Source organism: Streptomyces poriticola (assembly GCF_036689765.1).
In the GTDB taxonomy this organism is placed as follows: domain Bacteria; phylum Actinomycetota; class Actinomycetes; order Streptomycetales; family Streptomycetaceae; genus Streptomyces; species Streptomyces poriticola.
In genome coordinates, this window is record NZ_JBAGKH010000002.1 from 102,738 (window position 1) to 126,781 (window position 24,044).

A 24,044-nucleotide genomic window follows, 5' to 3' on the forward strand; every position below is an offset into this window, starting at 1 on the left:
CGCGCTAGGCCGACCGCAGGAACCGGTCGAGGACCCGGACACCGAAGTGCAGGGCCTCCACCGGGACGCGCTCGTCGACTCCGTGGAAGAGGGCCTGGTAGTCGAAGCCCTCCGGCAGCTTCAGCGGCGCGAAGCCGTAGCCGGTGATGCCCAGCCGGGAGAACTGTTTGGCGTCCGTGCCGCCCGACATGCAGTACGGCACCGTGTGCCCCTCCGGGGCGAACTCCTCGACCGCGGCCCGCATCCGCGCGAACGTCGGCGAGTCCACCGGCGCCTGGAGCGCGACCTCGCGGTGGGCGAACTCCCAGTCCACGTCCGGGCCGGTGAGCCGGTCGAGGGTGGCACGGAACTCGTCCTCGGCCCCGTGCAGGAACCGCCCGTCGACATGGGCGACGGCCGCCCCAGGGATGACGTTCAGCTTGTAACCGGCGTCCAGCATGGTCGGGTTGGCGCTGTTGCGGACGGTGGCCTCGACCAGCTTGGCGGCCGGCCCGAGCTTCGTCAGCAGGGCGTCCACGTCGCCGAGGTCGGCCTCGATGCCGTACAGGGCGGCGAGTTCGGTGAGCGCCGCGCGCACGGTGGGGGTCAGCCGCAGCGGCCACTCGTGCTCGCCGATGCGGGTGACGGCCGCGGCGAGGCGGGTGACCGCGTTCTCCCGGTTCACCTTGGAACCGTGGCCGGCCCGGCCGCGGGCGGTGAGCTTCAGCCAGCCGGTGCCGCGCTCGCCGGCCGCGATCGGGTAGATCTGCCGCCCGGAGCCGTCGTGGAAGGTGAACGCCCCGGACTCGCTGACGCCCTCGGTGCAGCCCTCGAACAGGGCGGCGTGCCGGTCGGCGAGGAACCCGGAGCCGTCCTCGGCGCTGGCCTCCTCGTCGGCGGTGAACGCGATCACCACGTCCCGCCGGGGCCGTACCCCCTGCCGGGCCCAGGAGCGGAGAACCGCGAGGATCATCGCGTCCATGTTCTTCATGTCGACGGCGCCGCGCCCCCAGACCACCCCGTCGCGGATCTCCCCGGAGAACGGGTGCACCGTCCAGTCCGCGGCCTCGGCGGGCACCACGTCCAGATGGCCGTGCACGAGCAGCGCGTCGGCGGTCGGGTCGGTGCCCTCGATCCGGGCGACGACGTTGGTGCGGCCCTCGGTGCGCTCCAGCAGGGTGGGCTCGATCCCGGCCTCGGCGAGGCGGGCCGCGGCGTACTCGGCGGCCGGGCGCTCCCGGCAGTCGCCGCCGCCCCGGTTGGTGGTGTCGATGCGGATCAGCTCGGAGGTGAAGCGGACGACCTCGTCCAGCGCCCGCCCGTCCGGCTCCCGCCCCTGCGCCTGCGCGTGCTCAGCCATACTGCTCCTCCACCGCCGCCGAGGCGATCGTGGTGACCGCCTTGAAGGTCCGGATTCCCTCGTACATGGTGTCCGTGGTGTATGCCACCCTGCGTTCGCCGATGCGCTCCACGCCCGGCACGACGGTGGTGGCCGCGGCCAGATGCTCGGCGTCGAACTCCACGGCGACCGTGAACGGCCCGCCGCGGACGGGCTCGTGCCGCACCGCCAGCGCCGCCGCCTCCTTGGCCGCCGCGCGGATGTCGGCGGCGGTCCTGGCCGGCGTCCGGCACACGGCCGCGTACCGGGACACATGGTCCTTGACGGCGACCTTCAGCGCCTCCGGCGCATAGCCGAGCGCGTCCTCGCAGGCCAGGTCGTCGCCGGTGACCAGAACCACCGGCACCCCGTACTCGGCGACGACATGCGCGTTCAGCAGGCCCTCGCTGGCCCGTACGTCGTTCAGCCAGACGCCGGTGATCTGGTTGGCGAGGTAGGTGTGGGCGAGCACGCCCTCCATACCGGCGCCGGCGTGGTAGCCGACGAAGGCGATGCCGTCGACATCGCCGTGCTGCACGCCCTCGACCATGGACAGCGCCTTGTGCCGGCCGGTGAGCAGCTGCGCCCGGTCGTCCAGTTCCTCCAGCAGCAGATTGCGCATGGTCCAGTGCGCCTCGTTGATGAGCACCTCGTCGGCGCCGCCGTCCAGGAATCCCAGCACGGCGGCGTTGACGTCCGACGTGAACACGGTGCGGCACCGCTCCCACTGCGGTGTGCCCGGCAGCACATCGGCGGGCCAGGTCACCCCGGTGGCACCTTCCATGTCCGCGCTGATCAGGATCTTCATAGTGCGCCACGTTACGCGCTGCGTCCGCCGCGGGCCATGCACCGGGACACAGCGGCGCAGGTCAGATACGGGCGACGGGCGACGGGCGACGGGGTCAGCGTGGCTGCGGGGGGTGCGGAGGGCGCGGCAGCCAGCCGCCCACCTCGTCCATGGCCGCGGCGAAGTCGGCCCGGTCGCTGTCGAGGAAGGCCTTGAAGAACCAGTTGGGCACCCGGGCCTGGCCCAGCCGCGTCCGCAGCAGCACGTCCTGTGCCTGCCGGGCCAGCACCAGCAGTCCCGGGGTCTCCGCGGCCGGCATCCCGGCCTCCGCGTACTCCCGCATCCGCGGCAGGATCACCTGGCGGGCGTGCTCCCGCACGGCCGCGGTGTCCCGTTGGGTCCGGTAAGTGTCGACGCCGAGCAGCAGCAGACCGAGCGAGGGGACGAACCAGTCGACGAGGACGGACACCAGGGTCGCCCCGGTCACCACCCCCACCAGTACGCCGGCCGCCACCCACACGACGATGCCGCCCTGGACGGCCGCCGCGAACCGCCGCCGCACCCGTGCCCCCCAGGCGAGGTTCTGCAGGATGCAGGACAGCACGTCCAGCGGCCGGGGCAGCTCCGGGACCTCGTAGTAGTCGCGCAGCCGCTCGGCGGACCCCTGGTAACGCCGGGCGAGCCGGCTGATCTCGTCGGCCGACGGCACCGTTCCGGCCAGGACCTCGTTCCAGGCGAGCCCGTAGAGCCGGGTGTCGAAGGTCTCCTGCAGCAGCGCCGCCCGGCGGAACTCACGCTCCGTCCAGGAGCTCGCACCCGCGGCGTAGGCCAGCGCCCACAGAAATCCCGCCACGGTGAGGGCGTCCTGGACCGCGGTGACGAACACACCGAGCACGGCCCCGGCAGCCAGAAGGAAGGACAGCGAGATGTGCGCGGACGCCAGCCGCCGCGCCCTGGCGTGGGCGGACTCCCCGGCCCGCAGGATCTTCAACAGGTCCTCGTCGTTCTGCCGCATCGGTATCGGCACGGGCAACGGTCGGCTCACGGTGTTCCCCCTGTTTCCCTGCGGTGCGCCGCACCCTACGCGGGCACCCGCGTCGATCGTTCCCCCTCGGCCCCACGAATATCGCCGAACCTGTTCGGCGGAACGCCCCGGCCGCCTAACCTGATCGGGCTGCAGTACAGGCGCCGTGCGAATGCCGTGGGCCCGGGGGGAGTCACGCATGCCACAACGACTGGCGACGCAGGACCGTCGCCGGCGCGACATCCTGCGCCGGATCGTCGCGGTCCTCGGCGACTCGGCCGCCCTCACCGACGCGCGCGGCCGGCAGCAGTGGCGGCGCGAGCTGGCGGAACTGCTCGGCGGCCAGCCGTGGGCGGAGTTGCCCACGCCTCGCCAGGAGTTCCTCGAGGTGGTGCGGGTCTGCGAGGCACGGCCGGACGGGCTGTCCCGGCTGGTCGAGGCGACCGCCCTGGTGGCGCCTCCGCTGGAGTACCATCTGACGCCTCTCGTCGAGGAGTTGTACGCGCTGCAGCTGTACGAGGGCCGGGACTGGACGGCGCTGCGCCGCGCGCTCTCGCTCACCCTGCCCGAACTCGACACCGTGGTCGCGCAGATCACCGGCGACCGCATCCGGCTGCCCGCCCACTGCACGACGGCCTGGCAGGCCTTCCTCCATCTCTCCGGCCGGTCCACCACGCCCGACGCGGCGCTGCCGCCCGGCATGCTGCTGCTGGAGCATCTCGCGCTGCACGACGATCTCGCTTCCCACGTGGGGGAGTTGCAGGGCTGGAACGACCACTTCGCCGAGCTGTGGGGTCTGGCCGACGGCGACGGCGGGCTGACCGGACTGCGCGGACTGCTGGCCCGGCGGAGTACCGCCGCCGCGGAGGCCGCGGCCAAGGAGACACAGCCCGTGCCGGGGGCGGCGGAGCACGGCACGGCCGACGGGGCGGCGGCGGCCCGCCCGGTGATCCGGCTCTATCTGAAACTGGCCCCTGACCTGGCGCCGGTCCAGGGCAGCGGCAGACGGCAGTACCGCAAGCGGCACCGGTACTGGGTCTCCGCTCGGGTGAAGTACGCGGAGTCCTCGGAGCTGCACCACGCCAAGGAGGGCGACGCGCAGCAGCCCGTTCCCCGGGCGCAGGTGCCGGCCGCGGTGGCCGAGCTGCTGTCCCGCATGGCCTCGCTGTGGCACGCCCGGGCGCAGGACGTGGTGCTGGAGTTCTTCCTGCCGACTGAGCTGCTCAACGAGCCGGTGGAGTGGTGGGACCGGGACCCGTCGCTGGGCTACCCCAACCCCTTGTTCAGCAAGTACCCGGAGATCGTCGTGCACAGTCTGGAGCGGCTGCAGCGGCGCGACGCGCACCAGGTCTGGCGGCTGCGCTGGGCGCGCTGGAAGAGCGCGCGGGAGCGTGCTGGAGCCGTCCACTGGTGCGACCGTCAGGGCCGTTCCGTGCCGGAGTACCTGCAGCGGCTGGACGCGACGATCGGCGCCCGGCAGGACGTCGTCGCCATGGTGCTCAGCGAGCCTCCGGCCACCGGGAACCCGGCCGGGTTGGGGGAAGTTCGCGTGGGCATCGATCTGGGCATTCCTGTGTTCATACACCATCGCGACGCGGTGTCCGAGCAGTTTCACAGCATGGTCAGGGACGGCCTGTCCGAAGGGGGGCTAGCGGGTCTTCCGTCCCAGGCCCGACAGTGGAAGAGCGATTCCGCAACGCGTGCCAACGGCAGTTCGCAGGACCCCGCCCAGCACCTCTGCGTCGTCTGGGACGACCCCGAGCAGTTGTTGAGTGGTGGTGCGGGGGCGCCTGCCGCCTTCATAGGGGGGATGGAATGAGTTCGTCGCAGGCAGGGCTGCTGCCGTACGACGTCCGCCGGCCCGGTGGTCTGCTGTACCGCGGGACCGGTGGCGCCTTCGCCGACGCGACTCCGTACGAGGAGCGCAGCTGGCCGCCCGGCCCGCGCTGGCGCACCTTCGACGGCGGGCCGCTGCAGCCCCGGCCGCCGGAGGACGGCGAGGCGGACCGCAGGCTGGGTCCGCCCGCCTCCGGGCGGCGTCCGCCAGCGGCGGAGGTCCGCATGGTCAACGCGGCGATCCTGCTCCGGCGTCCGTTATTGGTCACCGGCCGGCCCGGGGTGGGCAAGTCGACCCTCGCCCACCGCATCACCCGCGAACTGGGGCTGGGGCGGGTGCTGCAGTGGCCGGTCACCAGTCGTACCACGCTGGCCTCGGGGCTGTTCGAATACGATGTGCTCGGCCGCGCCCAGGCGGGACAGGCCTGGTTCGCCGCCCAGGAACGTGCGGTGCACGAGCAGGCGCACGAAGGAGCGGCGGGCGACCCGGCCGGAGCAGGGGCCGCAGGGCCGGCCCTGGACATCGGCGACTTCATCCAACTGGGCCCGCTGGGAACCGCGTTGCTGCCGCACCGGCTGCCGCGGGTGCTGCTGATCGACGAGCTGGACAAGGGGGACGCCGATCTCCCGAACGACCTGCTGTCCCTCTTCGAGGACGGCTGGTTCGCCGTCCAGCCTCTCGTTCGGGTGAAGCGCCGGATCGAGAGTGTCACCGTCCATACCGCGGATCCCGGGCGAACCGCCGAGATCCGAAATGGAATCGTCAGGACTCGATCCTTTCCGATCGTGATCATGACCTCAAATGGTGAACGAGAGTTCCCCGAGGCGTTTATGCGCCGTTGTCTGCGCCTTGATATACCGGACCCCGGACCGGAGGCACTGGGCGAGCTGGTGGCCGCACACTTCGGGGACTCGCTGGGAGACGAACAGGGAAGGCTCGTCCGGGACTTCATGACACGCAGTGCTCAGGTCGAGGGGCTGGCCGCCGACCAATTGCTCAATGCGGCACACCTGGTCACCTCCGGCGCCTACTCCTACCGTGAGGAGGACCGTGCCGAGTGGCAGGCCGTCCTCGAGGCCATTTGGCACCCGTTGAACGGAGATGGGACGGACTGGGGTGCCTGACCGATCGCCGGAGCTCAACGGTCACGCTGCGGCCGGCGGACGACATGGTCCGTCCCCCGCCGCGGACTCCTCCGGCATGCCCGTCGACGGCCTGCACCCGCGGGACGTCGCCGACGCCCTCTGGCTGGCCACGCACCACCCGGAGCTCGGCGGCGCCCCCTCCCCCGCCGCGGACCCCGGCCCGGCCGCTCCCGCCACCGGGTCCACCGCGCCCGGACCGGCCGGCCCGACCGGGGCGGAGCAGCCCGATCCGGCCGCGCCGCCCGAAGCCTCCTCCCCCGCCCCCCGCTTCCCGCGCGGGCCCCGGGACGGGGACTTATCCGGCCGGCAGCCCGACGACGCGCACAGCGACCCGGCCCCGGGCGGAAGCGCCCCGATCCCGCTGGTGCTGCTCACCGACGGCGCCCCCGCCGACTCCTCGGCCCCCGCCGCGGTCACGGGCGCCCGACCGCTGCGGTCCGTGCACCGGCGCCGGTCCGCCCTGCGGCCACGGCCCTTCGCCCGCGCCCTGGAGCCGCTGCGCCGACCGGTACCGGACCCCGCCCAGCCCGAGGTGGACGCCCAGGCCACCGCAGAACGCCACGCGGTCGCCCCGGGACTCCCCCCGGTCCTGCGTCCTGGTCCCGGGCCCCGCTGGAACGCCGTGCTGCTCCAGGACGTGGCGCCCCGGATGGGCGTGTGGCGCGAGACGGCCGAGCAGGTCGTGGGCCTGTTCCGCCGGTACGCCGGCTTCGGCGACCTGCGGCTGCTGCATCTCGACACCCGCGCACCGGAGGGCCGGGCGACCGTCCGGCTGCCCGGCTCCGGCGAGCCGCAGTCGCCGCGCCGGCTGGTGGACCACAGCGGACGGACCATGGTCTTCGTCCTCACCGACGGCCTGGCCCCGGCCTGGCGGACGGGCGCCGTACAGGCCCAGCTCGCCGCCTGGGGACGGCACCAGCCGGCCACCGTTCTGCAGGTACTGCCCCAGCGTCTGTGGCACCGTACCGCCCTGGACGTGCGGCGCATCCGGCTGCACGCGTCCGGGCCCTGGCAGCCCGGCCACACCTGGGAGCACATCGAGCCGCCCGGCCGGCCCGAGCCGCACCGCGGGCACACCGTCGTCCCCGTGCTGGAGCTGTCCGGCAGCTGGCTGGCGCCGTGGACGCAGTTCCTGGCGGGCGACACCCCCCGCTGGACCGAGGTGGCGGCCCTCGTCCTGCCCCGCGCGGCACGCCGCCCCGCCGGCCCCCCGCCCGAGCCCGGACCCCGCGACCGCAGCGCCGCCGAACGGGTCGCGCTGTTCCGCGTGTGGTCCTCCCCCGACTCCTTCCAACTGGCCACCCGGCTCGCCACCGCCCCGCTCGACCTGCCGCTCATGACGGCACTGCAACAGCGGACCATGCCCCGCACGGGCCCGGAGCATCTGGCCGAATTCCTGATGAGCGACCTGGTCGAACCCGACCCGGCCGCGGGCGAGGGGACGTTCTCCTTCCGCCCGGGGGTCCGTGAGGAAGTGCTCGCCGCCGGCAGCCGGCAGGCCACGGAGCTGGCGACCAAGGCGGCGGCAGAACTGCTCGCCCCGCACAGTGGCGCGGCCCGGGAAATGCTGGCATACCTGGACGGAGCAAGCATCCCGGACCCACAGATAACCGACGAGGACCGGCACCTTCGCGAGATAGAACACACGGTGCTCAGATCGCTCTCCGGCGCGCACGCGCGCCGGGCGAGGTTAATAGGGCAACTCATTCGGGCGCATGAGGAATCAGAACACCACATGAGTGAATCGACACGCGGCGACCGGCAGACCACCCCAGACACGGAAAGCTATGGCATAGTGACTGAACCAAACACCCCCGAGGCGCCGGTGCTCACCGAGCAACTCGGCCAGGCTGATACTGGCACCCTCCCAGGAGACGCCACAGTGGTCACCGGTTACCCCGTCACGGCGCCGCGGACAGGAATTGATCTGAGCCGCGCCACCACGCCGGCCTCCGCGCGACCCGCCGTGTGGGGGAACATGCCGCCGCGAAATCTCGTCTTCACCGGACGCGAAGACCTCCTGGACCAGCTCGAGCGGGAACTGCGCGGCGGACCCACGGCAGTACTCCCGCATGCACTGCACGGACTCGGCGGTGTCGGGAAATCACAGCTCGCCCAGGAATACGTCTATCGCCAGGCGAGCCAGTACGACATCGTCTGGTGGATCCCCGCGGAACGCCCCACGCAGATCGCCCAGGCCCTGGTGGAACTGGCACACCGGCTGCACCTGCCGGTGAGCAGCGAGGCCATCACCGCCGTACCGGCCGTGCTGGAGGCACTGCGCACCGGAAACCCGTACAGCAAATGGCTGCTGGTGTTCGACAACGCGGAAAGCCCGGAAGCGGTCCAGGAATTCTTTCCCAGCAGTTCGGAGAACGGGCCGAACGGCTCCATCATCATCACTTCGCGCAATCCCCAGTGGAATACTCTCGCCCGGCCGCTGGAGGTCGATGTGTTCGAGCGCGAGGAAAGCATCCAGCTGCTGCAGCGCCGCAATCCCGACCTGTCCCACGAGGACGCGGACGAACTCGCCCATGTACTGGGCGATCTGCCGCTCGCGGTGGAACAGGCCTCGGCATGGCGGGCCGAGACGGGCATGCCTGCGGCCGAATACCTTCGCCTGTTCGCAGAGAAACGCGCAGAACTCATGACAGTTTCCCCACCGACGCACTACGAGCAGACGGTCGCCACCGCCTGGAACGTCTCGCTGGACCATCTGGCGAGCAAGAACCCCGCGGCGCTGCAACTACTGCAGATCTGCGCCTATTTCGCGCCGGAGCCCATCGCGCGCTCGCTGTTCTCCGGGGCCCCGGTCCAGCCCATCGCACCCGATCTGGACCGCGCGCTGACCGACCCGCTGCGGCTGGCCCGCGCCATCCGGGAGATCAACCGGTACTCGCTGGCCAAGATCGACCACCGCAACAACAGCATCCAGATGCACCGGCTGGTGCAGGCGGTGCTCATCGCCCGTATGACGGAGGAGCAGCGCCGCCGGATGCGGCAGGGCGCCCATCTGCTGCTCGCGGCCAACGCACCCCGCGACCCGCGGGACCCCGACCACTGGGCGCGCTTCGGCGATCTGTACCCCCACGTGGTGGAGTCCGGCGCGATCGAGTCGGAGGTCCCCAACGTCCGGCAGCTCGTCATCACCACGGCCGACTACCTGTACTACTGGGGCGACCACGAGGGCGCCCGGAGGTTCGGCCAGAAGGCGTACGAGCGCTGGAAGGAGAAGTGGGGCGAGGGAGACCAGCAGACGCTGCTGCTGGCCCGCAGCCTGTGGTACGTGCTGTGGCGCATGGGCCGCTACGGAGAGGCCGCGGAGCTGAGCCGGCGCATGCTCGCCGCCGTGCGGGAGCTCGGGGGCGACACCGAGGAGGAGCTGCTCCGCACGATGGGGCAGGTCGCGATCGACCGCCGGTCGCACGGTGACTTCCTCGGCGCCCTGGAGATGGCCCGCGAGGTCCACGAGAGGGCCGTGCGCGCCTACGGCGAGGAGGACCCGCTGACCCTGGTGCACACCCACAACCTGGCCGTCGCGCTGCGCTCCTGCGGCCGCTACCACGAGGCCCTGACACTGGACGAGGAGACCTGGCGCCGCAGTGTGCTGATCTACGGCGAGGAGGCCTACGACAGCCTCCTGTCGGAGATGGGTCTGGCCCTGGACCGCCGCGAGGACGGCGACTACGGCCTCGGCGTGCGGATGTTCGAGGACATCGTGGAGAAGTACCGCAGTGTCTTCGGGGAGATGAACCCGCACACGCTGCGCGCCGCGGCCCGGCTGGCCGTCTCCCGGCGCAAGGCGGGCGACCACCCTTCGGCATACGAACTCAGCCAGCAGGCCAGCAAGGCGCTCACCGACCGCTACGGCGAGCGCAGTCCGGACGCGCTGGTGGCCTCGCTCAACATGTCGGTCGACCTGCGGCAGATGGGCGACCTCGACAACGCGCTGAAACTCGGCGAGAAGACCCGGGACCTGTACGTCGAGGTGTTCGGTTCGCACCATCCCGACACGGTCGCCGCCGACATCGACCTCGCCGTCACGCTGCGGCTGGTCAACCAGGTGGAGGCGGCCCGCGCACTCAACGAGAGCGCGCTGGACCGCGCGCGCCGGGCGCTGGGGGACGACCATCCCATGGTGCTGGTGTGTGCCGCGAACCTGGCCAGCGACATGTACGCGCAGGGCGACGCCAGCAGCGCCCTGGAGCTGGACGAGAACACCCTGGAGCGGGTACGGGCCACGCTGGGCGAGGATCATCCCACCGCGCTCGCCCTGATGAACAACATCGCCTGCGATCTGCGCGCACTGCGCCGGGCCGAGGAGGCGGAGGCCATGCACACGGCCGCTGTGCAGGGGATGCGCACCAAACTGGGGGACACCCATCCCGGCTGTCTCGACGCGGAGGCGTGGCGGCGCTCCAACTGCGACGCCGACCCCATGCCGTAGACCGCTCGGGCCGCGCCCGGCCGCGTCAGTACGCAGCCACCGTGCGGCCCAGCCAGCCGGCCACGGCGACCGGGTCCGGTGTGGAGTCGCCCTTGGCGCTGATCGACGCGTACACGTGCCGGACCAGCTCCGGGTGCCGGGTCAGCGCCCGTACGGCCTCCTGCCGGCCGGGGCGTCCGCGCAGCGCCCGCCCGAGGCCCGCCCACACCGTCCCGGACTCCGCGGCCGATCCTCCCTGGGCCCTGATCTCCGCCGCGTACAGGCGCTCCGCGGCCGGCAGGTCCCCGTCGAGCAGGTGGACGTCCGCCGGGCGTGCGCCCAGCACAAGGTGGCCGAGACTTTCCGCCGTGCGCAGTTGCTCGGCGGTGGCCGGGGCCAGCCGCAGACGCACCAGGACCGCCCTGGCGTCCAGATGGCGCGCCGCAGGGTCCGGAAGCAGCCGGGGCTCCGGGTAGCGCCACGCGCCTTCGGTGGCCGCCTCCGCCGGGCCCGCCCGCCACTCCTGCGCCAGATCGACGACGAGGTCGGGGTCGGGGACGAGATGGTGGGTCCGCCAGCTCAGACGGTGGTCCTCGACGGCCCGCTCGGCCGCTTCCAGACAGTCGGCACGCACCGGCTCCCGCTGCCACTCCCCCACGGTCTCCAGCAACCGGCCGACCAGTCTGCGGCCGAGCGCGGTCAGCCGGTCGTCCTGCACGAGTACCGGCAGCACACGCAGGAGCTGGGCACGGCGCAGCGCGTACTCGAACGCGGCGAGCGCCTCCTCCTCGGGGTCGCAGCCGCCCAGCAGATGACCGCGCCAGAACCGGGCCACGCCGGTGAACGCGTAGACGCCGTGCAGCATGCCGCGCAGCGGACGCGGGTCGTCCCGCCAGGGGGCGTAGCAGCGGTGGGCCACGTCGGGTGTGTGCAGCGAGTACATGTGCAGCAGGGCGCTGAGCTTGCTGTGCTGTGCCTCGTGGGTGAGGACGGCGGCGAACTGGGCAGCGGCGGCGGGTTCGGTGCCGGTCGGCTCGGAGGCGGCCATGCCGCCCATGCCGTCCTCCACGGTGGCGCTGTGCCAGCGGAACGGCCGGGCGGCCGGCAGCGGTTCGATGGAGCGCAGACAGGCGCTGACGTCCTCGGCGCCGCCGGGGTCGACGCGCGCCAGCAGGGACCATGAGCTGTGCAGCAGGGCGGTCCAGCGGCGGACGGTGTCCTCCTCGGTGGCGTCCGCGGGCCTGCCGTCCGCGCCGGCCTGCATCCGGTACGGGCCCAGGTCGTGCAGGACGATGCTCCGGGGGCCCTCCGGCAGCTCCAGGGGGAGGGTGCGGGGGACCTGCCAGTGGGGCGTCGGCTCGGTGGCCGGCTGCTCCACCCGTACCGGGTCGTGGCCCGCTCCGGCGGCTCCCGCCAGCGCGAAGGTCAGCCGGCCGGTGGCGAAGACGACGTCGGCCGGCTGCCAGGCGGCGATGTCCCCGTGCACCGTGGCGCAGCCGAGGGTGGGCAGCCACACCTGTCCGTCACGGGCCGGCACCCGCAGCTCGAAGGGCAGCCCGGCCCGGACCGCCGCCGCTGCCGCCAGCAGGTGCAGATGGCCCACGTCCACCCACAGGGGCGGCTCGTCGGGCTTCCGCACCCTGCCGGAGGCCTGTAATCGCTGGAGGCAGGAGCGCAGCCAGCGGCCCGTCTCCGGCAGCAGGAGGATCTCGTCCGTGATCACGCCGCTGTGGCGTTCCACGGCGACGAGCAGGTTCCAGGCCTCGTCGATGCCGGACAGCGGCCCGAGCGCGTCGGGCCGGCTGCCTGCGGTGGCGGTCAGCAGACCGAACAGCACCAGCCGGTGGCTGCGCTCGGAGTCCCAGAGGTGGGCGATGACGGGGCCGCCGCCCCGGCCGGCGGCCAGTGAGTCGAAGTGCCGTGGGGGAAGCCCATGGCGTGGGAGTCCTTCTGCCGATCGTCCCGAGGTGCTGAAGGAGCCACTCACCGATGGGCCTCCGTGATCGCAGTCCGGGCCTCGTCCTCACCGGTCCGCACTGCTCTGGGGGTCGGCGAAGAAGACGGAGGGATTTCTGAACTCCCTCGTCAGCCGACGCTCCACGGTCTGCCATTCGGAGCCGCCCCTGTGGGCGCGCACGTCCTCCAGCGTGAGCTGGGAGAGATCGAGCAGCTCCGACTCTATGACGGACTTCGCGTGATCCATGTTCTGCGGCCCTCCCCGTCCCGGGCCACGTGGCCCGACCCTGCGCTTTCATGATGTCCCAGCAAGGCATGGCCGGAAACCCCGAGCCGCGTAATCCGGCCTCAGGCCCCGTCGTCGTCCGGGCTCTGCGAGAATTCCGGCATTCGAAGCAGAACATCGAAAACCGCATCGCGTTCGCGGGTGCCGGTGTCCACGGCCGAGACGGCCTCCCACAGGGCCCGCAGGCCGCCGTGGAAGGTGACGCAGGTGTCGACCAGGCCGAGCAGTTCCACCCGCAGCACGGCCGACCGGGGAACGCTCGTCGCCAGCCGGCGCGGCAGCCGCCGCAGCACGGCCTCCCGGGAGACGGGGTCGGTCATCGCGGGCAGTTCTTCCAGGGCCTCGACGAGCGCCGTCCGCGGGGCGGGCCGCGGCCGGGCGGGACGGTGCGGCGCGGGCTCGGCCGGCTGCGTCCCGCGGGCCCCGGGGGCCCCGGGGGCGGTGGGGACGACGGGGGTCGCGGGGATCACGGGGGCGACGGGGGCGGTGCCGGTCGCGGTCTCGGTGCCGAGGAAGGCCCCGGCCGCGTGCGCGGCCAGCAGCTGGTACCAGTCCCGGACATCGGGGGCGAGACCGGAGTAGGTAGTGAACGCCAGTGCGCCGGCGGCGAGGGACAGCAGCAGCTGGTCCCGCCACGGCTCCCGCCACTGCCCCATCGCCTCGGCAGCGGTGTCCCGGACGCAGTCGACGCGGCGGGCCGCGCCGTCCGGGAGCCGGCCGGTGTGGCCGTGGTGCGGGGCGACGACGTAGTCCAGCAGCGCCTGCCTCCGGTGCTCCGGCAGCGGCTGCCCGAGGACGGGTAGGAGCCCCGAGAGCAGCAGCATGGCGACGTCGCGGCTCAGCGCGCCGTCGGCGCGGAAGCCGCCGAGGTCGATCAGCCGGTAGGCGTGCTCCTGCAGCAGGCCGCGCCGTACCGGCACGACCACGTTGTCCGGATGCAGGTCCCCGTGGGTCAGCCCGGTGAGCGCCGACAACTCCGGGTCGGGCAGGCCCGGTTGTGCTCCCTCGACGAGCAGATAGGGGTTGGGGAGCCGCCGTCCCGCCGCCTCGAACCACGGCCGCACGGATCCGGTCAGCCCGGCCCGCCGCCGCCACGGCCTCAGGGCGGCCGCCGCGGTCCCCGCGGTCTCCAGCTCGCCGCGCAGGAAGGCCGAGGCGGGCATGCGCACCGGGGCGGTGAGCTGCCGGTTCCACTCCGTCAGGGTCCCGCGCACCACCGCCGCCGCGGTGCGGGCGTACTCCTCGCCGTCCAGGGCGCCCAGCGGCACGGCGTCGCGCAGTCCGTCCCCCGCGACGGCCTGGAACATCAGGGCGCCGCCGGTCCTCAGCGGGAAGGGCGCGAAGGCCTGCTCGACGAGATGGGCGCCGGCGAAGCCGGGGGGCGAGTGGCGCAGCGCCTCGGTGTGCCGCCGCGGCTCGGTGCGGTGCGGCCCCTCCGGGAGCACCTTGAGGATGACGATCCGCGGCGGCGGTGCGGTCTCCAGCGCGGTCAGCACGGCGCCGGTGTATCCGGTGCCGGACGGCAGCCACGAGGGCAGCAGGCGCACCGACAGGCCGTTCAGGTCGGCCCAGTCGAGCACGGCGTGGGCGGCGTCCGGGCCCAGCCTTCCGGTCAGCTCGGCGTGGTCGGGGACCGTGGTCACGTGCGCCTCCTGGGTTCGCTGCGGGCGGGGACCGGGAGCCGGGCGGGAGCGGGACCGGAGCGGAGACCCGGGCCGCGGTCCCCGCTCCGTGCGCCGGCGCGGTCGGTCAGGCGGCGCCGGCCACCAGCCACAGGGCCGGCAGTTCGATCCGGGTGCCGTCCGGGCCGTGCTCGGTGGTCACCAGCGGCAGTTCGCCGCCGGCCAGGACGGCCAGTCCGGCCGCGCGCAGATGCTCGGAGACCGCGGAGTCCGCGGCCTCGCCGGGGGTCAGTCCGTGCCGGAAGACCGGCGCGACCTTGGCCGGCGGGCCGGCGGGGCCCTGGGCCAGGCCCATCAGCACCGACTTGGCCGCCTGGGAGGGTTCGACCAGCAGCGCCCGGCCGCGGGTGCCGAGCAGCGCGGCGAGTCCGTCGGCCAGTGGCTGCCGGTCGTCGTCCGCACACTGGTGCAGCACGCCCCGCACATAGACGTTGGCGTCGCCCAGTTCCGCGTGCAGCGTCTCCACCTCGGCCTTGTCGGCGGCGTCCAGCTGACGGTACGTCGCCTGCCCGGCGGGGTCGGCGCGCCGGGCGTGGTCGAGCGCGGCGGCGGCGAGGTCGGCGCCGACGACGCGCGGGAACCGGTCGGCGAAGTAGCGGGTCTGGGTACCGTTGCCGCAGCCGAGGTCGACCAGGGGCAGCCCGGGGTCGGCCAGATGGGGTTCGAAGAGGGCCAGGTGGCGGGCGGCGGTCAGGGCGGGCTCCGCGTCCCAGAACACCGCCCCCCGTTCCTCGGGGGCCTCGGCCCAGAAGCCCTCCCAGGCCCGACGGTACCGACTCGACACGCTCATGCCCGCTCCCCAGGGTGCGACGTCCCGCCCGCCGGAAGTGACGGGCCAGTACGGTCTATCGCGCACCCGCCACGGCCACAACCCGCGCGTACACGACCTTCACGCCGCGTTCGACACGGGTAACGCCAACGGGCGCTCTCGGTGTCGCTAGGTGCCCGGATACGGTCGCCGGCGCGGCAGGGTCAGCTCGAACCAGACGGTCTTGCCGGCCCGGGTCCGGCTGCTGCCCCACTCCCGGGCGAGGGTGCTGACCACCCGCAGTCCGCGCCCTCCGTCGTCCTCGGGTCCGGTGCTGCGCAGTACCGGCAGTTCATGGCTGTCGTCGTCCACTTCGCACAGCAGGGTGTCGGCGCGCACCAGCCGCAGTTCGACGTCCCGGCCGCCGGCGTGCCGTACGGCGTTGGTGACGAGCTCACCGGCCAGCAGCGCGGCGTTGCCGGCCAGCGGCTGAAGTCCCCAGGCGTGCAGCTGCTCGTGGACCGCGGCGCGGGCCCGGCGGACCTCGGCCGGGTCCGGGGCCAGACGCCACTCGGCGACGTCCTCCGGGGCGATGCCGCCGAGCCGGGCCATCAGCAGGGCCACGTCGTCCTTGCGTCCGCCGCGGGTGTTCAGTGCGCGGATGATGGTGTCGCAGGCGTCGTCCATGGACGCGGCCGGGTGGGCGGCGGACTCGCACAGCGTGGCCAGGCCGACGCCGATGTCCTCGCCGCGCACCTCCACCAGCCCGTCGGTGCACATCACCAGCCGGTCGCCGGGTGCCACGCGCACGCGTGCCGACTCGAAGGGCACGCCCCCGACGCCTATCGGCGCGCCGGTGGGAAGGTCGATCAGCTCGCTGCGGCCGTCCTCGGCACGGACCAGGACCGGCGGGATGTGCCCGGCGTTGGCGAGGTGGAGCTCGCCGGCGACCGGGTCGTACACGGCGTACAGGCAGGTGGCGAGGTAGCTGTCGCCGAGCCGCTGGGCGAGGTCGTCGAGGTTGCGCAGCAGTTGGGCGGGCGGCAGGTCGAGGCCGGCCATGGTCTGCACGGCGGTGCGCAACTGCCCCATCATGGCGGCCGAGTTCAGTCCGTGGCCCATGACGTCGCCGACGACGAACGCGGTGCGGGCGCCGGGCAGTTTGACGGCGTCGAACCAGTCGCCGCCGACCCGGCCGAGGAGGGTGCCGGGCAGATAGCGGGTGGCGATGTCGCAGCCCGCCAGGTGCGCGGGGATGTGCGGCAGCATGCTGTCCTGGAGCGTCTCGGCGACGTTCTCCTGGTGGGTGTACATGCGCGCGTTGTCGAGGACGAGCCCCGCGCGGGCGGCGAGTTCGGCACCGGTGACCCGGTCCATGTCGTTGAAGACGGGCCGCTCCGGGTGGCGCAGCAGGATCATGAAGCCGAGCACCACGTGCCGGGCCTTGAGCGGTACGACCAGCATGGAACGGCCGGTGATGAGCGGGCGGATGTCCCGCTTCTCGAACTGGGAGGCGATGGCGTGGCCCATCTCCTCGGTGATCCGCGGCACCAGCACCGGTTCGCCGGAGGTCATGCACTGGAAGAAGGGGGTGTGCGCCGGGAACGGCATCGCCTCGCCGACCGGGACCACGTCGTCCCAGCGGCCCGGTTCGTCGGTGTGCTCGAGCGCGACCCGGTGCCACATGGTGGTGGTGTCCGGTACGCCGTCGGGGAAGCCCTCCCCGGCGACGACCTGTTCGCGCAGATAGGTGCCGGCCACGTCGGTGAAGCGGGGCACGACGGCGCGGCTGACCTCGACGATGGTCCGCGCCAGGTCGAGGGAGGTGCCGATGCGGCCGCTGACCTCGTTGAGGAATTCCAGGCGTTCGCGGACGGCGGCGTACTCGAGATCCTCGGCGTACTCGGCGTCCCCGGCCCCGGTGCCGAGTCCCGGCGGCAGCGGTTCGCCGGACGCCGGGGCGAGCGCCGCACGCTCCCGGCGCGCCCGGCGTTCGGTGCGCCGGGCCACGCCCCAGTCGGGGGTGACGGGCACCCGCTCGTTCTGGCTGAACTCGAGGACGGGGTAGCCGAGTTCCAGCACCTGGGCGGCGATGCGGGCGCTCTGGTCGACACTCATGCTGGGCAGGATCTCGGGCAGCCGGCGGGCGAGGTCCTCGGCGCCGGGGAAGTCGGTGTGCAGCGCGAAGCCGGGGGCGATCCGCTCGCCGGCCCGCTCCGCCCCGGGCCCGTCGGCACGCAGCCCGTCGGCGTCGGCGGCCAGCACCAGCAGCCGCTCCGGGCCCGGCCCCACCAGCGGGTAGGCCCACCAGAGCACGTCCGCGCGGTCCGGGCCGGGGACGGCGAGCCGGGCGCGGCCCGCGGCCGGGTAGGAAAGCTGCCCGTCGAGGGAGGACGCCAGGCCGGGTCCGAGTCCGTCGTAGGCGGCGTACTCACCGTAGCCGGCGAGGTCCTCCTCCTCGGGGAACGCCCCGGTCACGGGCAGCAGATCGAGGGCCGGGCGCCCGATCGCCTCCTCCTTGGGAAGGGCGAACAGCCGCCGCGCGCCGCGGCTCCAGTGGGAGACCAGGCCGTCGCGGTCCACCACGACCACGGCCAGGGGGATGCGGCCGGGAGGCAGATCGCGTTCGGTGCCACGGTCCATGGCGTCAGGCCCTCTCTGCCGACAGCTCGGCAAGATCTGTACCGACGGGTTCCACCGTACGGCGCGGCCCGCCGACGATGTGCGGCAACAGGCGAATTGGCGGCACGGAAACACACCGGCGCACGGGTGTGCGCCCCGGGCCGGTTCAGTCCTCGTGGCCGAGCTGGAGGTCGCGTTCGGTGCGGCCGCCGCCGGCCACCTGGAGCACGGTGGCCACCGGCGGGTATCCGGCGGCGATGACGGTGTACTCGCCGGAGGCCAGATCGATGAACCGGAAGGTGCCCTCGGCCCCGGTGGTGAGCGTGTCGACGACGTTGCCGGCCGCGTCCAGCAGAGTGACGCGGGCGTCCTGGACCGGCCGCCCGCCGTCGGCCCGCACGGTGCCGCGCAGCAGGGCGCCGCCGGCCAGTTCGACGTCCTGCCGGGTCTCGCGGGAGGACTGGACGCTGACCGGGAGCGCGGCGGGGCGGAAGGCGGGGGCGCTCGCGGCGAGGGTGTACTCGCCGGCCACCAGTTCGGTGATCAGATAACCGCCCTCGCGTCCGCTGCGAGCGCCGGCCACCACCTCGCCGTGGACGTTGGTGAGAGTGACGGTGGCGTCGCGCACGGGGGTGCCGTCGGCGGTCAGCACGGTCCCGGCGAGGCGTCCGGCGCCACCGAGGACCACGTCCAGCTCCACCGGGCGTTCGCCGACGGTCACGGAGACCGCCTGCGGCTGGTGGCCGCCGGCCGCGGCGATCAGGACGTACGCGCCCGGGCCCGGGGTGGCCAGCGCGTAGCGCCCGTCGTCCCCGCTGGCGCCGCGCCCGGTCTGCCGGCCGGTGACGTCGATGAGGGTGAGGGCGGCGCGGGGCACGACGGTGCCGTCAGGGTGCTGGACGGTGCCGCAGACGGGAATTCCGGCGGTGCGGGAACGGGCGTGCGGGACCTGGGCGGTGGGCGGTGCGGTCGCCGGCTCGGTCACGGGGGCGTTGTGGGACACCAGCGGTTTCTCCTTGAGGAAGAAGGCGAGGACGAGGCCGAGGACGAGCACCGGCACCAGGTACAGGAAGATCCGCGGCATGGCGTCGGCGTACGCCTGGACATAGGCGTCGCGCAGCTCCGGCGGCAGGGCGTGCACCAGCTCCGGGGTGATGGCCTCGGCGGCGGGGAGCCCGCTGCCGGTCCCGGCCGGGACCCGGCCGGCCAGGGCGTCGGTGAGCCGGTCGGTGAAGAGGGCGCCGAAGACGGCGGCGCCGACGCTCCCGCCGATCTGCCGGAAGTAGTTGTGGGCGCTGGTGGCGGTGCCCAGGTCGGCGTGGCGCACGGAGTTCTGCACGGCGAGGATCAGTACCGGCATCACCATGCCGATGCCGGACCCGAGTACGGCCATCCAGATGCCGGAGTGCAGCCGGGGGGTGTCGGTGTCGAGCCGGGAGAGCAGCCACATGCCGGTCACCGCCAGGGCCCCGCCGAGGACGGGGTGGGCCTTGTAGCGCCCGGTGCGGGTGATGAGCCGACCGGAGACGACGGAGGCGCCGACGATGCCGCCCATCATGGGCAGCATCAGCAGTCCGGACTCGGTGGCGGTGGCGCCGTCGACCATCTGCAGCCAGGTCGGCAGATAGCCGGCGGCTCCGAACAGGGCGACACCGACGACGAAGCCCACCAGTGCGGTGACGTTGACGACGGAGTCGCGGAACAGCCGCAGCGGGATGAGCGGTTCGGCCGCGAACCGCTCGACGACCAGGAACAGGACGGTGGCGCCGGCCGCGCCCGCGCCGAGGCCGAGGATCGTGCGCGAGTCCCAGGCGTGTTCGGTGCCGCCCCAGCTGGTCAGCAGCACCAGGCAGGTGGAGGCGGCGGTGAGCAGGACCGCGCCGAGGACGTCCAGGCGGCGCCGGCCGCGCGGTTTCGGCAGCTTCAGAACGAGGGCGACGACGGCCATGGTGAGCAGGCCGAAGGGCACGTTGACGTAGAAGCACCAGCGCCAGGAGAGGTGGTCGGTGAAGTAGCCGCCGAGCAGCGGTCCGGCGACCGAGGCGAGGCCGAACGCGGCGCCGATCAGGCCCATGAACCGGCCGCGCTGCCGGGCCGGCACGATGTCCGCGATGATCGCCTGGACACCGGTCATCAGTCCGCCGGCGCCGATGCCCTGGACCGCTCGGAAGGCGATCAGCTGGTCCATGGTCTGCGCCCGGCCGGCCAGCGCGGAACCGGCGACGAAGACCAGGATCGCGAACTGGAAGACGCCCTTGCGGCCGAGGAGGTCGCCGAGCTTGCCGTAGATCGGCAGGCCGACGGTGGAGGTGAGCAGATAGGCGGTGATCGCCCAGGACATCCTGTCGAGGCCGTGCAGCTCGCCGACGATCTTCGGCAGCGCGGTGGCGACGATCATCTGCTCCAGGGCGGCGAGCAGTAGCGCGAGCATCAGCGCGAAGAAGACCAGACGTACCCGGCGCGGGCTCAGCGCGGCGGCCGGCTCCGGTCCGGGGGCGGGGATGTCCGGGGGTGCGGAGGCGGCCGGTTCGTCCGGCACCAGAGTGATCCCGCCCACGTACCGCTCCCCTCGTCGCACCGGCGCACCATCGCCGCCTGAGGCGACAACTGCGGACAAGTGCGGCGAGTTACGGCATACGGAACACCGGCCGGGGGATCACTCGAACCGGTGAGGCGGCCAACGGCCGCCTCACCGCAGCCGGTTGGCTACTTCTCCGTCTCGGCGGCGAGCCTGGCCAGGATCGCGTCGTAGATCCGGCCGAGCCCCTTGGGCGCGAAGGTCTTCTCGAAGAAGCCGCCGATGCCGCCGGCGCCCTGCCAGACGGTGTGCACGACCACCCGCGACCTGCCCTCGCCCGCCGGAGTGACGCGCCAGGTGGTGACCATGGAGGAGTTGCGGTCCTTCTCGACCAGTTCGCCGTCGGCGGGCTCGGTGACCTCCAGCAGGCAGTCCCGCACGCGCTTGCTGGTGGCCTGGAGCTTCCAGTGGACGAGCGTGCCCTCGCCGTCGCCGCCCTCACGGACCTCGTACTCGCTGAACTGCTCGGGCAGCAGTTTCGCGCGGGTGCCGCTGTAGTCGGCGAGGGTGTCGAACACCGTCTCCGCGTCCGCCGCGACGGTCCGCTCCGTCGTGGCCTCGACCTGCGCCATCGATTCCTCCAGGGCCTGGTTGCTCGGGGTCGGGGCAAGCCAACCACCCCTGCCTCCGGCGGCCAAATCGGGGCGATCGTTCCCGACCGGAATCCGACGGACACGCACCTTCACCCGCCCTCGCATGCTCGCGCACGATCAAGGGAACAAGTGTTCTATTCTGTGCGCCAGTGCTACCGAGGAGGCGTCATGCGCTGGGACAACCTCACCGACTCCGGCCACGGCCGGGCCGCCGACGCCGCGCTGTTCGGCGCGGACGCGGTGGTCACCCGTACCCTCGACACGCCCGAGTTCCACGGCATCACCTTCCACGAGGTGCGGGCCCGCTCGGTCCTCAACCGGGTGCCGGGCGCCTCGCGCATGCCGTTCGAATGGACGGTCAATCCGTACCGCGGCTGCACCCATGCGTGCGTCTACTGTTTCGCCCGCAGGACACACAGCTATCTGGACCTCGACACCGGGCTCGGGTTCGACTCGCAGATCGTGGTCAAGGTGAACGCGCCCGAGGTGCTGCGCCGCCAGCTGGCCTCGCGCCGCTGGCAGGGCGAGCACATCGCGATGGGCACCAACGTCGACTGCTACCAGCGCGCCGAGGGCCGCTACCGGCTGATGCCGGGCATCATCGCGGCGCTGCGCGACCGGGCCAACCCGTTCTCGGTCCTGACCAAGGGCACGCTGATCCTGCGCGACCTGGCGCTGCTGACGGAGGCGGCCCGGGTGACGGAGGTCGGCATCTCCGTCTCCGTCGGGTTCACCGACCCGGAGCTGTGGCGCACCGTGGAGCCGGGCACGCCCGCGCCCGAGCGGCGCCTCGAGGTCGTGCGGACGCTCGGCGAGCACGGCATCGGGTGCGGTGTCCTGATGGCTCCGGTGATCCCGTTCCTGAGTGACCAGCCGGAGCGGCTGCGGGCGACGGTCCGGGCGATCGCGGCGTCCGGCGCCACGTCCGTCACACCCCTGGTGCTGCATCTGCGGCCCGGCGCCCGGGAGTGGTTCACCGCGTGGCTGGCGCGCCACCATCCGTACCTGGTGCCCCGCTACGAGCGGCTGTACGCGGAGGGTGCCTACGCGCCGAAGTGGTACCAGCGCCGGATCACCCGTCAGGTGCACGAGCTGGCGCAGGAGTACGGCATCGGTCCGGCACGCGCGGGCGCGTCGCGGCGGGGCCCGGAGCCGTCGGACGCCGCGCCGGCGCCGCCCGGGGCGGCCGTGTCCGGGGCAGCGGTGTCCGGACCGACCCAACTGTCGCTCATCTGAGAGCATTCGAGGGCATCCGGCGGCCCAATCGGGTCAAGAATCGACAGAACACGTTCCTCCTGGGGTCGAGTCCGGGACGATGCGGCGAGAACCGCGGCCCCCGCGGTCCGCCCTCTCCGTCCTGGGAGGCCCCATGAGACACCGCGCAGCCGTGCTCTGCGCCGCGGCCGCCGTGCTGGCCGGGACCGGAGTCGCCGCGCAGGCCGCACCCGCCGTGCAGGCCGCACCCGCCGCACCGGCCGCCTCCTCCGGGGCGGGTGGCGCCTCCGGCGCGGGGATCGCCTGGAAGGCGTGCGGCACGGACGACTACCCGACGCTCCAGTGCGGGTCCCTCACGGTGCCGCTCGACCACCACCGCCCGGACGGGCCGCAGATCAAGCTGGCGCTGTCCCGCGTCCCGCACACCGCCCGGCACTCCCAGGGACCGCTGCTGGTCAACCCCGGCGGTCCCGGCGGCAGCGGGCTGGCCCTGGCCGGCTTCGTGGCGTCCTCGCTGCCGGCGCAGGTGGCCGCCCAGTACGACGTCGTCGGCTTCGATCCCCGCGGTGTGGGCGCCAGCACCCCTGCGCTGGACTGCCTGCCGGGCCACTTCGGGACGGTCCGGCCCGACCCGGTGCCCGATACGCCCGCCGTCGAGCGGGCCAACCTGGAACGCGCCAGATCCTTCGCCGAGGCCTGCGGCCGGAAGTACGCCCACGTGCTGCCGTACCTCGACACCGTCAGCGCCGCGCACGACATGGACGCCGTCCGCAGGGCGCTGGGCGCACCGCGGATCAACTACTTCGGCTACTCGTACGGCACGTACCTCGGCACCGTGTACGCCAAGTTGTACCCCCAGCGGGTGCGCCGGCTGGTGCTCGACTCCGTGGTCGACCCGACCGGTGTCTGGTACGAGGCGAACCTCCGGCAGGACCTGGCCTTCGACGACCGTCACCGGGCCTTCCTGGCCTGGGTCGCACGGCACGACGCGGCGTACCGGCTCGGGACCGATCCGGGGCGGATCGAGGCTGCGTGGTACCGGATGCGCGCGGAGCTGGCCCAGCGGCCGGCGGACGGCAGGGTGGGCGCCGCCGAACTCGAGGACACCTTCCTCCCGGGCGGCTACTACCACGGCTACTGGCCTCATCTGGCCCAGGCGTTCGCGGCCTACGTGCTCGACGGGGACCCGGGTCCGCTGGTCGGGGCGTACGAGAAGTTCGGCGCCGTCGGCGCCTCGGGCGACAACGGCTACAGCGTCTACACGGCGGTCGAGTGCCGGGACGCCGGGTGGCCGCGGGACTGGGCCGACTGGCGCGAGGACAACTGGGAGGTGTACGCGAAGGCGCCGTTCATGACCTGGAACAACGCCTGGTACAACGCGCCGTGTGCCTTCTGGCCGGCCGGGTCCCGGCAGCCGGTCGACGTCGCCAACCGGGCACTGCCGCCGGCACTGCTGTTCCAGGCGACGCACGACGCCGCCACCCCGTACGAGGGCGCGGTCGCCGTCCACCGGCTGCTGCACGGCTCCCGCCTCGTGGTGGAGAAGGGCGGCGGCAACCACGGCATCACGCTGAGCGGCAACACCTGCCTGGACCGGCATCTGGCGGCCTATCTGGCCGACGGCACCCTGCCGCGCGGCGGCGAAGCGGCCGACGCGGTGTGCGCGGCGCTGCCCGAGCCGAAGCCGCTGCAGTCCAAGGCGGTGTCGACGTCCTCCCCCGGCGCCACCCTGCACGGGCTGCTGGGCTTCCGGCCCTGAGCGCGGGCGGGCCCGCACCCCCGGCTGCC

General features: G+C 73.2%; 15 protein-coding genes. 5 read left to right on the top strand and 10 right to left on the bottom strand.

Annotation, left to right across the window (positions count from 1 at the left end; genetic code table 11):
* Window positions 1-4: 4 nt before the first annotated feature.
* The 3 genes from V5O46_RS03205 to V5O46_RS03215 form a co-directional block, all read right to left on the bottom strand.
* Window positions 5-1,339: a M20/M25/M40 family metallo-hydrolase gene (locus V5O46_RS03205; RefSeq protein ID WP_332882843.1), complete on the bottom strand. Its 1,335-nt coding sequence runs from the start codon at window positions 1,337-1,339 to the stop codon at window positions 5-7.
* A complete protein-coding gene (locus V5O46_RS03210) occupies window positions 1,332-2,165 on the bottom strand; it encodes a M55 family metallopeptidase (RefSeq protein ID WP_332882844.1) in 834 nt (277 codons plus the stop codon). Before V5O46_RS03210 ends, V5O46_RS03205 begins: the two co-directional genes overlap by 8 nt.
* Before the next feature lie 94 nt (window positions 2,166-2,259).
* Complete coding sequence (locus tag V5O46_RS03215) at window positions 2,260-3,189, bottom strand: S-4TM family putative pore-forming effector (RefSeq protein ID WP_332882845.1); 930 nt, start codon at window positions 3,187-3,189, stop codon at window positions 2,260-2,262.
* Window positions 3,190-3,367: 178 nt separating this feature from the next.
* Between V5O46_RS03215 and V5O46_RS03220 the strand changes: the two genes are divergently transcribed.
* The 3 genes from V5O46_RS03220 (at window position 3,368) to fxsT (ending at window position 10,597) form a co-directional block, all read left to right on the top strand.
* Entirely contained in the window at window positions 3,368-4,987 is a 1,620-nt protein-coding gene (locus V5O46_RS03220) for a VMAP-C domain-containing protein (RefSeq protein ID WP_332882846.1), read from the top strand.
* Window positions 4,984-6,129, top strand: coding sequence for an AAA family ATPase (locus V5O46_RS03225; RefSeq protein ID WP_332882847.1), 1,146 nt, complete (start codon window positions 4,984-4,986; stop codon window positions 6,127-6,129). Before V5O46_RS03220 ends, V5O46_RS03225 begins: the two co-directional genes overlap by 4 nt.
* Before the next feature lie 76 nt (window positions 6,130-6,205).
* Entirely contained in the window at window positions 6,206-10,597 is a 4,392-nt protein-coding gene (fxsT, locus tag V5O46_RS03230) for an FxSxx-COOH system tetratricopeptide repeat protein (protein WP_332882848.1), read from the top strand.
* A 25-nt stretch (window positions 10,598-10,622) separates the two neighbouring features.
* Here the strand turns inward: fxsT and V5O46_RS03235 are convergent, their stop codons facing one another.
* The 7 genes from V5O46_RS03235 to V5O46_RS03265 all read right to left on the bottom strand — a co-directional run bounded on the left by V5O46_RS03235 (window position 10,623) and on the right by V5O46_RS03265 (window position 21,020).
* Window positions 10,623-12,563, bottom strand: coding sequence for an HEXXH motif domain-containing protein (locus tag V5O46_RS03235; RefSeq protein WP_332882849.1), 1,941 nt, complete (start codon window positions 12,561-12,563; stop codon window positions 10,623-10,625).
* Between the two features lie 36 nt (window positions 12,564-12,599).
* A complete protein-coding gene (locus tag V5O46_RS03240) occupies window positions 12,600-12,779 on the bottom strand; it encodes a hypothetical protein (RefSeq protein ID WP_332882850.1) in 180 nt (59 codons plus the stop codon).
* Window positions 12,780-12,880: 101 nt separating this feature from the next.
* On the bottom strand, window positions 12,881-14,461 hold the full coding sequence (locus V5O46_RS03245; RefSeq protein WP_332882851.1) for an effector-associated domain 2-containing protein: 1,581 nt from the start codon (window positions 14,459-14,461) through the stop codon (window positions 12,881-12,883).
* Between the two features lie 106 nt (window positions 14,462-14,567).
* Window positions 14,568-15,290, bottom strand: coding sequence for a class I SAM-dependent methyltransferase (locus tag V5O46_RS03250; RefSeq protein ID WP_332882852.1), 723 nt, complete (start codon window positions 15,288-15,290; stop codon window positions 14,568-14,570).
* Between the two features lie 147 nt (window positions 15,291-15,437).
* The gene (locus V5O46_RS03255; RefSeq protein WP_332882853.1) at window positions 15,438-17,891 is read right to left on the bottom strand and encodes a SpoIIE family protein phosphatase; all 2,454 of its coding nucleotides are present in this window, start codon (window positions 17,889-17,891) and stop codon (window positions 15,438-15,440) included.
* A gap of 145 nt (window positions 17,892-18,036) precedes the next feature.
* Complete coding sequence (locus tag V5O46_RS03260; RefSeq protein WP_332882854.1) at window positions 18,037-20,427, bottom strand: MFS transporter; 2,391 nt, start codon at window positions 20,425-20,427, stop codon at window positions 18,037-18,039.
* A gap of 149 nt (window positions 20,428-20,576) precedes the next feature.
* On the bottom strand, window positions 20,577-21,020 hold the full coding sequence (locus tag V5O46_RS03265; protein ID WP_332882855.1) for an SRPBCC family protein: 444 nt from the start codon (window positions 21,018-21,020) through the stop codon (window positions 20,577-20,579).
* Window positions 21,021-21,209: 189 nt separating this feature from the next.
* Between V5O46_RS03265 and V5O46_RS03270 the strand changes: the two genes are divergently transcribed.
* Together V5O46_RS03270 and V5O46_RS03275 are read left to right on the top strand one after the other, a co-directional pair.
* Entirely contained in the window at window positions 21,210-22,277 is a 1,068-nt protein-coding gene (locus tag V5O46_RS03270; RefSeq protein ID WP_332882856.1) for an Rv2578c family radical SAM protein, read from the top strand.
* A 133-nt stretch (window positions 22,278-22,410) separates the two neighbouring features.
* Window positions 22,411-24,015: an alpha/beta hydrolase gene (locus tag V5O46_RS03275; protein WP_332882857.1), complete on the top strand. Its 1,605-nt coding sequence runs from the start codon at window positions 22,411-22,413 to the stop codon at window positions 24,013-24,015.
* Window positions 24,016-24,044 lie beyond the last annotated feature (29 nt).

Bases quoted from the DNA above. Each gene is read 5' to 3' on its own strand.
- V5O46_RS03205 (WP_332882843.1), bottom strand. From the start codon at position 1,339: ATGGCTGAGCACGCGCAGGCGCAGGGGCGGGAGCCGGACGGGCGGGCG.
- V5O46_RS03210 (WP_332882844.1), bottom strand. From the start codon at position 2,165: ATGAAGATCCTGATCAGCGCGGACATGGAAGGTGCCACCGGGGTGACC.
- V5O46_RS03220 (WP_332882846.1), top strand. From the start codon at position 3,368: ATGCCACAACGACTGGCGACGCAGGACCGTCGCCGGCGCGACATCCTG.
- V5O46_RS03225 (WP_332882847.1), top strand. From the start codon at position 4,984: ATGAGTTCGTCGCAGGCAGGGCTGCTGCCGTACGACGTCCGCCGGCCC.
- fxsT (WP_332882848.1), top strand. From the start codon at position 6,206: ATGCCCGTCGACGGCCTGCACCCGCGGGACGTCGCCGACGCCCTCTGG.
- V5O46_RS03240 (WP_332882850.1), bottom strand. From the start codon at position 12,779: ATGGATCACGCGAAGTCCGTCATAGAGTCGGAGCTGCTCGATCTCTCC.
- V5O46_RS03250 (WP_332882852.1), bottom strand. From the start codon at position 15,290: ATGAGCGTGTCGAGTCGGTACCGTCGGGCCTGGGAGGGCTTCTGGGCC.
- V5O46_RS03255 (WP_332882853.1), bottom strand. From the start codon at position 17,891: ATGGACCGTGGCACCGAACGCGATCTGCCTCCCGGCCGCATCCCCCTG.
- V5O46_RS03265 (WP_332882855.1), bottom strand. From the start codon at position 21,020: ATGGCGCAGGTCGAGGCCACGACGGAGCGGACCGTCGCGGCGGACGCG.
- V5O46_RS03270 (WP_332882856.1), top strand. From the start codon at position 21,210: ATGCGCTGGGACAACCTCACCGACTCCGGCCACGGCCGGGCCGCCGAC.
- V5O46_RS03275 (WP_332882857.1), top strand. From the start codon at position 22,411: ATGAGACACCGCGCAGCCGTGCTCTGCGCCGCGGCCGCCGTGCTGGCC.